At 73.1% G+C, this 12538-nt stretch carries 8 protein-coding genes and 9 pseudogenes; 7 read left to right on the top strand and 10 right to left on the bottom strand.

The window, feature by feature from the left end:
* Positions 1-27: 27 nt before the first annotated feature.
* From dapF to miaB, 9 genes and pseudogenes are all read right to left on the bottom strand, one after another.
* Entirely contained in the window at positions 28-1080 is a 1053-nt protein-coding gene (gene dapF, locus FF86_RS02170) for a diaminopimelate epimerase (RefSeq protein WP_055864007.1), read from the bottom strand.
* An 86-nt stretch (positions 1081-1166) separates the two neighbouring features.
* A pseudogene (locus FF86_RS02165) lies at positions 1167-1762 on the bottom strand (EAL domain-containing protein); the annotation flags it as partial.
* A 1-nt stretch (position 1763) separates the two neighbouring features.
* A pseudogene (locus FF86_RS38470) lies at positions 1764-2006 on the bottom strand (EAL domain-containing protein); the annotation flags it as partial.
* Between the two features lie 159 nt (positions 2007-2165).
* A complete protein-coding gene (gene miaA / locus FF86_RS02160) occupies positions 2166-3077 on the bottom strand; it encodes a tRNA (adenosine(37)-N6)-dimethylallyltransferase MiaA (protein ID WP_044883775.1) in 912 nt (303 codons plus the stop codon).
* Positions 3078-3146: 69 nt separating this feature from the next.
* Positions 3147-3835: pseudogene (locus FF86_RS02155) on the bottom strand (alpha/beta fold hydrolase); the annotation flags it as partial.
* 1 nt (position 3836) lies between these two features.
* Positions 3837-3959 (bottom strand): annotated as a pseudogene (locus tag FF86_RS61730) (alpha/beta hydrolase); the annotation flags it as partial.
* A 94-nt stretch (positions 3960-4053) separates the two neighbouring features.
* The coding region (locus FF86_RS02150) for a class III extradiol dioxygenase subunit B-like domain-containing protein (RefSeq protein WP_242418022.1) at positions 4054-4794 on the bottom strand (741 nt) is incomplete at its 3' end.
* A pseudogene (locus FF86_RS38460) lies at positions 4791-5274 on the bottom strand (tRNA (N6-isopentenyl adenosine(37)-C2)-methylthiotransferase MiaB); the annotation flags it as partial. The pseudogene FF86_RS38460 and the gene FF86_RS02150, both read right to left, overlap by 4 nt.
* A 1-nt stretch (position 5275) precedes the next feature.
* Positions 5276-6287: tRNA (N6-isopentenyl adenosine(37)-C2)-methylthiotransferase MiaB (gene miaB, locus FF86_RS38455; RefSeq protein WP_255355682.1), on the bottom strand; the 1012-nt coding region annotated here is incomplete at its 3' end.
* 315 nt (positions 6288-6602) lie between these two features.
* Between miaB and FF86_RS02140 the strand changes: the two genes are divergently transcribed.
* From FF86_RS02140 to FF86_RS02125, 7 genes and pseudogenes are all read left to right on the top strand, one after another.
* The gene (locus FF86_RS02140; RefSeq protein WP_044883778.1) at positions 6603-7337 is read left to right on the top strand and encodes an amino acid ABC transporter ATP-binding protein; all 735 of its coding nucleotides are present in this window, start codon (positions 6603-6605) and stop codon (positions 7335-7337) included.
* A gap of 180 nt (positions 7338-7517) precedes the next feature.
* Positions 7518-8036 (top strand): annotated as a pseudogene (locus FF86_RS38450) (transporter substrate-binding domain-containing protein); the annotation flags it as partial.
* Position 8037: 1 nt separating this feature from the next.
* Positions 8038-8189, top strand: a pseudogene (locus FF86_RS38445) (ABC transporter substrate-binding protein); the annotation flags it as partial.
* A gap of 1 nt (position 8190) precedes the next feature.
* A pseudogene (locus FF86_RS38440) lies at positions 8191-8504 on the top strand (transporter substrate-binding domain-containing protein); the annotation flags it as partial.
* Between the two features lie 75 nt (positions 8505-8579).
* Positions 8580-9227, top strand: a complete 648-nt coding sequence (locus FF86_RS02130; protein ID WP_044883780.1) for an amino acid ABC transporter permease — start codon at positions 8580-8582, stop codon at positions 9225-9227.
* A pseudogene (locus FF86_RS38435) lies at positions 9224-9503 on the top strand (amino acid ABC transporter permease); the annotation flags it as partial. The gene FF86_RS02130 and the pseudogene FF86_RS38435, both read left to right, overlap by 4 nt.
* A gap of 1 nt (position 9504) precedes the next feature.
* Positions 9505-10141 (top strand): amino acid ABC transporter permease (locus FF86_RS02125; RefSeq protein ID WP_242418019.1); only part of this gene is annotated, 637 nt, incomplete at its 5' end.
* A 33-nt stretch (positions 10142-10174) separates the two neighbouring features.
* Here FF86_RS02125 and rny read toward each other — a convergent pair.
* Entirely contained in the window at positions 10175-12346 is a 2172-nt protein-coding gene (gene rny, locus FF86_RS02120) for a ribonuclease Y (protein WP_055863928.1), read from the bottom strand.
* Between the last annotated feature and the right edge of the window lie 192 nt (positions 12347-12538).

Here is a 12538-nt window from a genome sequence, read left to right as displayed (position 1 = left end):
GACACGCCCGAGGTCCCCCGGAGCGGGTCAGCGGGTGGGAGAGTCGGTCAGCCCGGCGGCCGCCAGGATCTCGGTGGCGTCGCCGACCCCGGCCGCATCCGCGCTCGCGGCCGCACCATGCCCGCCCGGGGCCGCCGAGCGCAGGGACGCCGAGCGCAGCACGCCGTCGAAGACCAGCTCGGCCGGCCCCCGCAGCAGCACGGTGTCGGGACGCCAGACCACCACCAGTCCGCCGCCCGGGACGTCGACCTCGACCTCGACCGCCGGCGGCGCCGCGCCGGCGCCGTTACGCACCCCCGCCGCGGCCGATGGGCGGGCAGCCGCCGCGCCTCCCTCGGCCCCGGGAGCGGGCGCGGGACGCAGGCCACGGCGGGCAGCCCAGGCCACCGCGACGGCGCAGGCACCGGTGCCGCAGGAGGCCGTCTCCCCGACCCCGCGTTCGTAGACCCGCATGGCGACTCCGCCCGGCCGGTCCACGACGATCTCGACGTTCACCCCGTCCGGGAAGTCCACCGGGGAGAACGCGGGGGGGCGGGTCAGGTCGAGGCCGCGCAGCGCGGGCACGTCGAGATCGTCGGCGAAGCAGACCGCATGCGGGTTGCCCATCGACACTCCGACCGCCGTGAAATCGCGTTCGGCGACGGTCACCGCCGACCCGGGCCCGGCGGACAGCCTCGGCGGCCCCATGTCGACCGTGACATCCCCCGCGGCCGGCACCTCCACAACCCGCAGGCCGGCCCGGGTCGCGATGGTGAACCGGCCTGGCTGGGCGTAACCGGCGGCCACCAGGTAGCGGGCGAACACGCGGGCGCCGTTTCCGCACATCTCGGCGACGGACCCGTCGGCGTTGCGGTAGTCCATGAACCAGCGGGCGATCCCGGCGAGGGAGGCGGCCTCGGGGACCGCGGCGGACAGCACGACCCGCAGCACCCCGTCCGCGCCGACGCCGGTGCGCCGGTCGCACAGCGCGCGGACCAGGTCCGCGGTGAGGTCGAGGTCGCCGTCCGGGTCGGGAAGCACGACGAAGTCGTTGCCCGTGCCGTGGCCCTTGACGAAGCGCAGCTCCCGGTCGTCCCGCACGAGGCGATCGTACGGCGCTGCGGCCCAGGCCGCCGAGCCGCCCAGGCCGCCCAGACCGCCCGAGCCGCCCGGGCCGCCGCCGCGGCTCATCCCCCGGCGGCGCGCACCCACTCCCGCATCCGGTCGTCGGTCCGGGCCGGCGGCTTGTACCAGCGGTCCGGGCGGCCCCGGCCCAGCGCGATCAGCCGGGCGTCCTCCACCGGGACCGGCGGGCAGAACACCGGCCCGATCGCCCGGTCGCAGCCGAGGTCGACCACCCGGATGGCCAGCCGGGCGGTGTCGACGCCGTCGGCGACCACGGTGAGCCGCCGCTGGTGGGCCAGCCGAGCGATCGCCGCGACGACCGCCTCTCCCTCCAGATCGCGCATGGTCGCCCGCAGAAAGACGCCATCGAGCTTGACGTGGTCCAGCGGCAGCAGGTCGAACATCGCCAGCGACCCGAACCAGGTGCCGAACGACTCGACGGCGATCGCGACGCCGAGGGCGCGCAGCCGCTCCAGCAGACGGGGCACCACCGGCGCGGCGAGCCCGAGGTCCCGCTCGCTGAACTCCAGGCCGATCGCCCCCGCTGGCAGCAGCCGGCCGGAGAGCAACCGGTCGATCTCGGCGACGAAGGCGGGGCTGGCGAGCTGGCGGCCGTCGACGTTGATCCACAGCCGGGGCGGCCGGATCGGCGTGCCCGNGGCCATCCGGTGCCAGGTGCGCGCCTCCGTCACCGCCATCCGCAGGACCCACTGGTCGACCTGGTGGACGAGGCCGGCGGCGGCGGCGATCGGCATGAACTCCGCCGGGCCGAGCACGCCGCGCTCAGGATGCTGCCAGCGCGGGTGGGCTTCCATTCCCGGAACCGACCCGTTACGCAGGTCCACCTCGGGTTGGAAATGCAATCGCAACGAGCCGTCGTCGAAAGCGGCGTAGAGGGCGGGNACGAGAGTCAGGTCGGGTGGGGAACCGGCAGCAGCGGAGGGCGCGGTCACATCGATCTCTCCAGACGCCGAGCGGGACCGGCCGCCGCACGCCGGGCGTCGGCGACGCCGTGGTTCGGCGCCGACCCGTCGCCCCGGAGCCGTTTGACCGATCACCCGTCAGAGCGAACCCACCAGCCGTAGCACCTGGGTGACATCCGGTTGGTCCAGCCAGACTATCCGTTCGTCGCGACGAAACCAGGACCTTTGCCGTCGGGCAAAGCGTCGCGTCGCGGTAATTGTGGCCTGCTTGGCCTCCTCGGCGGAGTCCATTGCTCCATCGAACCAGGCGAGCAGTTGAGCGTATCCCAGCGCACGGGACGCCGTACGACCTTCCCTGAGGCCCATTTCCGCCAACCTCCGCACTTCGTCAGGAAAACCCGCGCCCCACATTCCCTCCACCCGTTCGACGATGCGTTCGTCCAGATCGGTCCGGTCCACCCCGATCTGGACGACGTCGTAGACGGAGCGGTGCTCGGGCAGGGTGGCCTCGAAGGTTCCGGTCAGCTCGACGACCTCCAGCGCGCGCACGATGCGGCGACCGTTGCTGGGCAGGATCGCCTCGGCGGCCCGCGGCGCGAGCCGCGCCAGCTCACCGTGCAGCGCCGGCGCGCCGCGGCTGGCCAGCTCCCGCTCCCAGCGCGCCCGTACTGCCGGATCGGTGCCCGGGAAGGTCAGATCGTCGAGAGCGGCGCGCAGGTACAGCCCGGAGCCGCCGACCAGCACCGGGGTCCGGCCCGCCGCGAGCAGACCGTCGATCACCCGGCGGGCGTCGGCCTGGAAGCTGGCGACGTCGGCGGTGCGCGTCACGTCCCAGACGTCGAGCAGATGGTGGGGCACCCCGCGGCGCTGCGCTGGCGGGACCTTGGCGGTGCCGATGTCCATCCCGCGGTAGAGCTGCATCGAGTCGGCGTTGACGACCTCACCGCCGAGCGCGAGCGCGAGCTCGATGCCGAGATCGCTCTTGCCCGCGGCCGTCGGCCCCACCACCGCCACCACCGGTCCCGACCCTGACCGCTCCCGTTTGCTCATCGCCCCGATCGTGCCACGCGCCGGCGCGGCGCCGGCGCGCCCGCCCGGTCGGCGTCCCGGCCCAGCCGGTCAACCGACCCCGGAGCTGGCCTCGGCGCCGGCGGGCGCCGGGCGCCGCACCGGCAGGCCCGGCGACCGCCAGAAGCCGACCAGCGCGGCGACCAGCGCGTCCGGGGCATCGGCCGCCGGATCGTGGCGGGCACCCGGCAGCACCTCGTAGCGGGCCGCGAGCCGGCGGGCCATGTCGGCCTGCACGGCAGCCGGCCATCCGTCGTCGCTCTCCCCGTGCGCGACGAGCACCGGCAGGCCCGCGCCGCGGGCGGTCTCCGCCAGGTCCGCAACCCGGTCGGGGGTGTCGAGCAGATGCTGGGCGATCGCCATCAGAGCGGTCTGGTTGTGGGCGAAGAACCGCCGGCGCAGGAAGTCGGCCGTCGGCGCCGGCCGGGGCCGCTCCACGGCGTGCAGCGCGGCCCACACCGCGGCCGGCCCGCCCCGCTCCAGGAGCAGCCGGATCGTGCGCAACGCGGCCTGACGCCGCCCGACGATCCCGGCGGGTCCGGAGGACAGCAGGGTCAGCGTGCGTATCCGGCCGGGGTCGGCGATGACCGCCGCGCGGGCGACGAGGCCGCCGAAGCTGTGCCCGACCAGGTGCACGCCCCCCGTACCCCCCGGTCCGAGCGCGTCGATCACGCGATGTACGTCGTCGGCGAACGCCTCCAGGCTGTACGCCGCGATCTCGTCGGGGCCGGGCGACTCGTNCTGGCCTCGCTGATCAAGCGCCGTCGCGGCAAAGCCCGCAGCGGCCACTGCCGGCATGATCGGCAGGAAGTCCTCCTTGCTTGCCGCGTAGCCCGGCAGCAGGAGGACCCCCGGGGCGTCCACCGACCCGCACCTCAGCGCGGCCAGGCCGGCGACATCGGTCCGCCACACACCTGGCGGCAGTTCAGCCGGACTCCCTACCACGTTGCGCGCCCCNCCGATTCCATACGGCAACCAGATAGCCGACACCGTAGGGCGCGTCGTCATAGATGAGCTCGCTGGACCAGGCTTCGGTTGGCGTGTCGTCCCGAGTCGCGGCGAGTAGCGCACCGGCGAGGACCTGCCACGACGCCCGGCCGGCCGCCAGCAGCTCGGCCGCCAGCTCGGGATCGAGGTCGAGCAGCGCGGCCGGATCAGGTCCGGCCAGGGCCGCCGCGGCGGCGGCGTCGAACGCCGCAGCGCGCTCGTCGAGCCCTCCCGGCGCCTTCAGGGTGCGCCGCGCCGACCCGTCACCCATGACGAGCAGGGCGAGCCGCTCCCCGCGCCGCACCTGCGCGACGAGACGTTCACCGAGGCCGGCTGCCTGCCGCGGGGAATGACCGGCCGGCACCCCGAGCGCCGTGCGGTCCCCGGACCAGCCGGCGCTCGCCAACAGCCAGGCGCCGACGGTCAACGACAGGGGCAGCGACGGCGCCGCGGCGGCGGGCGGCCCTGCGGCGGGCGGTCCGAGCGGCACGTGCAGGTCCACCCCGAAGCCGGCGAGCGACCCGGCCGACTCGGGCCCGTAGCGCGTCTCGGCCGGCGCGTCCCCGACCACCACGATGCGGTCCGGCCGCGCGGCGCACAGCCGCCGCACCGCGTCCACGGCTGCGGCGCGGGCGTGGACCTGCTCGCCGCGGCCGACCTCGGGGACCAGCAGCGGCGGGTGCGGGCAGACGGCCGCGGCGACGAAGGTCACCGGCGGTCCGGGCTCGGCGCCGGCCCCACCGACGGCATGCCGAGGGCGACGGTCTGCCGGGCCGCCGCAGTGCCGCCGCCCTCGCCGCCGCCGGTGTGGGCGGCAGCGGTGCGGCCGAGTTCCCAGGCGTCACCCGCGCGGGTGCGGCGGTGGGACAGCAGCGAACCGTCGGCGGTGAGATGGTGCGGCGCCCCCCGCGTCACCACGGTCTCGACGACGTCACCGGGCCGCACCACGGGTCCCGGACCGGCCCGGAAGTGCACGAGACGACCGTCGCGCGCCCGACCGGACAACCGGCCGGTGGCGTCATCCTTACGGCCCTCGCCCTCCGCGACGAGCAGCTCGACCCGCCGGCCGACCAGCTCGCGGTTCTGCTCCCAGGAGACCTCGTCCTGCAGTGCGACCAGGCGGGCGTACCGCTCGGCCACGGTGGCCCGGTCGATCTGGCCGTCCATCGTCGCCGCCGGGGTTCCCGGGCGCNGGGAGTACTGGAAGGTGAACGCCCCGGAGAAGCGCGCCTGGCGCACGACGTCGAGGGTGTCGGCGAAGTCCGCCTCGGTCTCGCCGGGGAAACCGACGATGATGTCGGTGGTGATGGCCGCGTCCGGCATCGCCGCCCGCACCCGCTCGACGATGCCGAGAAACCGGTCCCGGCGGTAGGAGCGGCGCATCCGGCGCAGCACGTCGTCCGAACCGGACTGCAGGGGCATGTGCAACTGGTGGCAGACGTTGGCCGTGGCGGCCATCGCCTCGATGACGTCGTCGGTGAAGTCCCGCGGATGTGGCGAGGTGAAGCGCACCCGCTCCAGGCCGTCGACCCGGCCGCAGGCGACCAGGAGCTTGGCGAACGCCCCGGGATCGCCCAGCGAACGGCCGTAGGAGTTCACGTTCTGCCCCAGCAGGGTGATCTCCAGCGCCCCCTCGCCGACGAGCGCCTCGACCTCGGCCAGTACCTCGCCCGGCCGGCGATCGCGCTCGCGGCCACGCAGGCTGGGCACGATGCAGAAGGTGCAGGTGTTGTCGCAGCCCACGCTGATGCTGACCCAGGCCGAGTGGTGGCTGGCCCGCCGCGTCGGCAGCGAGCTGGGAAACACTTCCAGCGCCTCGGCGATCTCCAGCTCGGCGGCGGCGTTGTGCCGGGCCCGCTCCAGCAGCACCGGCAGGCGATGCAGATTGTGGGTGCCGAAGACGACGTCGACCCAGGGAGCCCGGTCGAGGATCGTCGAGCGGTCCTTCTGCGCCAGGCAGCCCCCGACGGCGATCTGCATCCCCGGGTGGCTCTTCTTCATCGGGACGAGCTGGCCGAGATTGCCGTACAGCCGGTTGTCGGCGTTCTCCCGCACCGCGCAGGTGTTGAACACCACGACGTCGGCCTCGCTGCCGGGGGCGGCCGGGACGTAGCCGGCGGACTCGAGCAGTCCGGAGAGCCGTTCGGAGTCGTGAACGTTCATCTGGCACCCGAACGTGCGTACCTCGTAGCTGCGGCCTATCACGTCAACCAGCCTACGGCGCGTCGCCCGCAGCCCGGCGGGCGACCGGCGCCCCGCCGGGCCGGACGACAGCGCCGGAACGGCACCCAGAGGGACGAGCACCCCCGAATCAATGTCACTAAATATACAGATTCGCGGACTTCGGCGGNCGGTCGCGTATCATCCGCGAATGTCGCTGCAACGGTCCGGAAACGCCAGCGCAGCGACCGTCCACCTGTCCGACCCACGACTATCCGCGCGCCTGGCCCGTCCGTCCCGGATCCGCCGGGATGCTCGGTCCACCACCACACCGTTCTGCCATTGTGTCGGGAGGTCGATGTGCCCCTGGTGACCCTGGAGGGAGTCGGGAAATCCTTCGGCGACAACCGGGTACTGAGCGACGTCGATCTGTCCGTCGAGGCAGGGGAGGTCGTTGTCGTCATCGGGCCCTCCGGATCCGGGAAGTCAACGCTGTGCCGCTGCATCAACCGGCTGGAGACGATCGACGAGGGCCGTATCCTGTTCGAGGGGAACCCGCTGCCCGCGGAGGGGCGGGAACTCGCTCGGATGCGGTCCCGGGTGGGAATGGTTTTCCAGTCGTTCAATCTGTTCGCCCACCGCACGATTCTCGACAACGTGACGCTCGGGCCGACGAAGGTGCTCGGGCAGAAACGGGGCCAGGCCGAGGCCCGCGCCCGCGAACTGCTGGCCCGGGTCGGCATCGCGGACAAGGCCGACCGGCTGCCCCGGCAGCTCTCCGGCGGCCAGCAGCAGCGCGCCGCCATCGCCCGGGCGCTGGCCATGGACCCGGTTCTCATGCTGTTCGACGAGCCGACCTCGGCGCTGGATCCCGAAATGATCTCCGAGGTACTCGACGTCATGCGGTCCCTGGCCGCGACCGGGATGACCATGATCGTGGTCACCCATGAGATGGGATTCGCCCGCTCCGCCGCCGACCGCGTGGCCTTCATGGCCGACGGTCGCATTCTGGAGATCGCACCGCCCGACGACTTCTTCGGCGCGCCCAAGTCCGAACGGGCCAGGGACTTCCTGGCCCGAATCCTGCAGCACTGATCGCAGCACTGACCGCAGCACTGATGGGGACGGGGACGGCCTCGGCTCCGGCGCAGGGCCACCCCCATGGCCCGGCGCGCGCCGGGCGGGAGCCGCGCCCCGAGCAGCACCGGGACACCTCATTCGACACCAGCCCCCGCTCCGGATCCGGCGGTCCGGGGCATCGCGAGAGGATCGGTCATGCGTACACCGTTCAGTCGGGGCCGGCGGCCAACCGCCGGGCGTCTTCCCGGGGACCCCGGGCAGCCCGGCGCGGGCTCGCCCCGACAGTCCGGCGGGGCCGGCCGCGCCCGGCGGCGCGGCGGCGCGCTGCTGCTCGGCGCCGCGATGCTCGCCACCCTCGGCCTGACCGCCTGCGGCAGCGACGACGGCGGGGACTCGGCCGCCCCGACCCCCGCGACCAGCTTCGCCCCCGGCACCACCATGGCCCGCCTCCACGACGCAGGGAAGATCACCGTCGGGACGAAGTTCGACCAGAACCTGTTCGGCCTGAAGAACCTCAGCGGCAAGCCCGAGGGCTTCGACGTCCAGATCGCGGAGATCATCACGGATGCCCTCGGGATCCCCCGCGACAAGGTGAACTTCGTCGAGACGGTGTCGGCCAACCGCGAGCCGTTCATTCAGCAGGGCCGCGTCGACATGGTCGTCGCCACGTACACGATCAACGACAAGCGCAAGAAGGTCGTCGACTTCGCCGGCNCGTACTACGTCGCCGGACAATCGATCATGGTGGCGAAGAAGAACACCGACATCACCGGCAAGGACTCCCTCGCCGGCAAGAAGGTGTGCTCGGTCAGCGGCTCCACCCCGGCGGAGAACATCCGCAAGGTGGCGCCGGCCGCCCACTTGGTGNTGTTCGACGTGTACAGCAAGTGCGCGGACGCGTTGAAGAACGGGCAGGTGGACGCGGTCACCACCGACAACGTGATCCTGCTCGGCCTGATCGACAAGGATCCGGACGCCTTCAAGCTCGTCGGCGGCACCTTCACCAGGGAGCCGTACGGCATCGGGATCAAGAAGGGCGACACCGCCTTCCGGACCTTCATCAACGACACGCTGGAGGCCTCGTACTCCGACGGCCGCTGGGCGAAGGCGTTCAGCTCGACCGTCGGCAAGGTGGAGCCGAACACGCCGACTCCGCCGCCCGTCGACCGCTACACCTCCTGACCCACTGGTCGCGGTGATCGGCTGGTTCCACCGGTCACCGCGACCAGGCGTTCCACCGCACGAGGGAGCATCGCGATCGACGCCGTCTTCGACAACCTCGACATCTTCGCCGAGGGGTTCCGCCGCACGGTGGGCCTGAGCCTGTTCGCGGCGATCGCGGCGCTGATCCTCGGCACCGCGCTCGCGGCGATGCGGGTCTCCCCGGTGCCCCCGCTGCGCTGGTTCGGCACCGCCTACGTGGAGATCGTCCGCAACACCCCGCTGACGGTGGTGTTCTTCTTCGTCGTGTTCGTCCTGCCGCAGGTCGACATCGTGTTTTCCTACTTCACCTTCGCGGTGGTCGCCCTGTCGATCTACCACGCGGCGCTGGTCTGCGAGGCGGTCCGCTCGGGCATCAACGGAGTCGACCTGGGACAGGCCGAGGCCGCCCGCGCGATCGGTCTGACCTTCACCCAGACGCTGCGGATGATCGTGCTGCCGCAGGCGTTCCGCAACGTGCTCCAGCCACTCGGCAGCGTGATCAGCGCCCTGATCCGCAACACCTCGATCGCCGCGGCGTTCGGCGTGCAGGAGCTGACCGGGGTGGTGCAGCGGCTGACGACGGCCAACCCGGACTCGGTCATCGCCGTGCTGCTCGGCGGCGTGGTCGCCTACCTGATCCTCACCCTGGCGCTGGCGGGCGCGCTGGCCCTGACCGAACGACGGGTGGCGAGGGCACGATGAGCGGCACGCCGATCGTCCTGGCGGATCCGCCCGGCCCCCGGGGTCGGCGACGCATCCTGATCTCCAGCATCATCGCGCTCGTCGTCATCGCCGGTCTGGTCACGCTGGCCCTGCTGCGGCTGGCGAGCAAGGGTCAGCTCGACGGCGAGCTGTGGAGCGTGTTCGTCGACCAGCCCGACCTGCGGACCCTGCTGTGGAACGGCCTGCTCGACACGCTGCGCGCGGCACTGACGGCGATGGTCCTCGCCGTGATCCTCGGCGTCGCGCTGGCGATGGNCCGGATGTCGCGGCACCGGGCCGTGCGCATCCCCGCCGTCGCCGTGGTCGAGCTGTTTCGCAGCCTGCCGGTGCTCATGCTCATCCTGTTCGCCTACCTGGGGCTGCCGGCGCTCGGCTGGAAGCTGTCGGCCTTCTGGGCCCTGGTGCTCGGCCTGACTGCCTACAACGGGGCGGTGATCAGCGAGATCTTCCGGGCGGGAATCGCCTCGATCGACCGGGGGCAGACCGAGGCCGCCGCCGCGCTCGGGCTGCGGCCGGTGCAGATCTTCCGACTCATCCAGTTCCCGCAGGCGGTCCGGCGGATGAGCCCGACGCTGATCAGCCAGTTGGTGACCCTGCTCAAGGACACCTCGCTCGGTTTCGTCATCGCCTACAGCGAGCTGCTGCGCTCCGGGCGCGGCGCCGTGGAGTTCCTCGGCAGTCGGTATGCCCTGCCGATCTACACGGTGATCGCCGTGATCTACATCGTGACCAACAACCTGCTGTCGGCACTGGCCCGATGGCTCGACCGCCAGCAGAACCGCCGGCTCGGCGGGGGGCACGCGGAGCTGCCGGTGGACGGCGCGGTGGCCACGGGCGCCCGGCCGGCGGCAGCGGTGCCCGAGCAGGGTGGGCCGGGCGGTACCCGGACCTGAACCGCCCCGGACCTGAACCGGCCGGCCGCCTGGTCAGCGGGCCGTGTCCACCGCCCGGGTCTCGCGGACCACGGTCACCCGGATCTGGCCCGGATAGGTGAGTTCGTCCTCGATCTGCCGGGCTACGTCGCGGGCGAGCAGGTGGGCGGCGACGTCGTCGACCTCCTCGGGGACGACCATGACCCGCACCTCCCGGCCCGCCTGCATCGCGAACACCCGGTCGACCCCCGGGCGATCACCGGCGATCTGCTCGATCCGTTCGAGCCGCTTCACGTACGACTCGAGGCTGTCGCGGCGCGCCCCCGGTCGGCCGCCGGAGATCTGGTCGGCCGCCTGGGTCAGCACGGCGCACAGGGAGCGGGGCGCGACCTCGTTGTGGTGCGCCTCGATCGCGTGCACGACCTCCTCGGTCTCCCCGTAGCGGCGCGCCACGTCCGCGCCGATGAGCGCGTGGGAACCCTCGACCTCATGCGTCAGCGCCTTGCCGAGGTCGTGCAGCAGGGCCGCGCGTTTCGCCAGGGGCAGTGCCATCCGCAGCTCCGCTGCCATGATTCCGGCGAGGTGAGCGCTCTCGATGAGGTGTGCGAGCACGTTCTGGCCGTAGCTGGTGCGGTAACGCAGCCGCCCGAGCAGAGTGATCAGCTCGGGGTGCATCTCGGAGATCCCGGTCTCGAGCAGCGCGTCCTCGCCGGCCCGCACGCAGCGCTCCTCGACCTCCACCTGGGCCCGCGCGTACTCCTCCTCGATGCGATGCGGGTGGATGCGCCCGTCGGACACCAGCGCCGCCAGCGTGATCCGGCCGATCTCCCGGCGCACCGGGTCGAAGCAGCTCAGCAGGACCGCCTCCGGGGTGTCGTCGATCAGCACGTTCACCCCGGTGACGGACTCGAAGGTCCGGATGTTGCGCCCCTCGCGGCCGATGATCCGGCCCTTCATCTCGTCGCCCGGCAGGTGCAGCACGGTCACGACCGACTCGGTGGTCTGCTCGGAGGCGACCCGCTGGATGGCCGTGGTCACGATCCGGCGGGCTCGCTCCTCTCCCTCCTCCTCGGCCCGCGACTCGATCTCACGGACCAGCAGGGCGGCCTCGCGGCGGGCCTCGTGCTCGATGGTCGAGACCAGCTCCGCCCGGGCCTGGGCGGCGGTCAGCTCGGCGATCCGCTCCAGCGCCGCCTGCCGGGCGGCCTCGACATCCGCCGCCTCGGCCGTCCTGCGGGCCAGCTCGTCCTCCCGGTCGAGCAGATCCTGCTCACGCCCGGCGACCCGGCTGGCGTGTTCGTCCAGACCGGCGGTGCGCTCTTCGACCCGCTGTTCCCGGGCCGCGAGCGCCTCCTCCCGGCCGCGCAGCTCGGCCCGCCGGACTCGTAGTTCGTCCTCGAAGGAGGTCCGGGCCGAGGCGATCTCGGCCCGGGCGGCCTCCAGCTCGACACGGGCCGCGTCGCGCACCGCGGCCTCCGCGCGGGAGGCATCGGCTGCGGCCTCGGCGCGGGCCTGGTTGCGCAGCGAGGCGACCTCGTCCTCGCCACGTCGGCGGATTTCCGCGGCCTCCCGCTCGACCCGGGCGAGCCGCTCCGCGGCCTCACGTTCCGCGCGCGCGACAATCTGCGCCGCCTCCCGCTCGGCCGCCCGCCGCACCGACCCCGACAACTCCGCCGACACCGCTGACACCGCCGACACGGCCGCCGGCTCCCGCGACGCCGGCTCCCGCGACGGCCCATCGACCGATGCCACCTCCGTCGAGGCATCCTGCCTGGTCGCCCCGGTGACGACCGTCTCGGCGATCCGGCCCGCATCCGCGTCGGCGGGCGATCCGGTGGCCGGCGCGGGCGCGCCACCGCCCGTTGCCCCGGGCCCCGACGCGGGTGCCGCATCGTGGCGTGGCGTCCGGGGGGCTGGGGGGTCGGCGCCGGCGTCCGGTGCGGCCGCTGACTCACCGCCGGCCGCAGCGGGAGCGTCATGCGCCTGCTGGTCGCCACCGGCCGCGGACCGGACGGGGGGCAGCACCCGCACCGCGGGTTCGGAGTCGTCGTCGAGCGGAAGCGCGTCGGCCGAGGCCGCGATACCCGAGGAGCTCCGGGCTGCGCGTATCGCGGCGCCGTAATGCCGATCCCCCCGCGCCGTGCGCACCAGCCACGCCACGGCGAGGATAAGCGCGGCGAGCACGACGAGAACGAGTGACAAGAGGATGACGAGAACGCCGTCCACCGCTGCTCCCTCCGCTATCGTCGGACCCGCCCAGGCGGGCTGGATCGGAGCGGCGAAGGACCCACGACCCGGCGCGATCACAGCCGTGGAGGGGCAGCACGCGGACTCCACCATTACGATAAGGAGCCCACGACGGCACGCTGGAGCAGACCATCAACAGTGATGGCCCACCCGGCATAGCGACTCGGACAC

The sequence above is a fragment of the Frankia sp. CpI1-P genome (assembly GCF_001421075.1).
Lineage (GTDB): Bacteria > Actinomycetota > Actinomycetes > Frankiales > Frankiaceae > Frankia > Frankia torreyi.
This window is presented reverse-complemented; position numbering and strand designations above follow the sequence as displayed.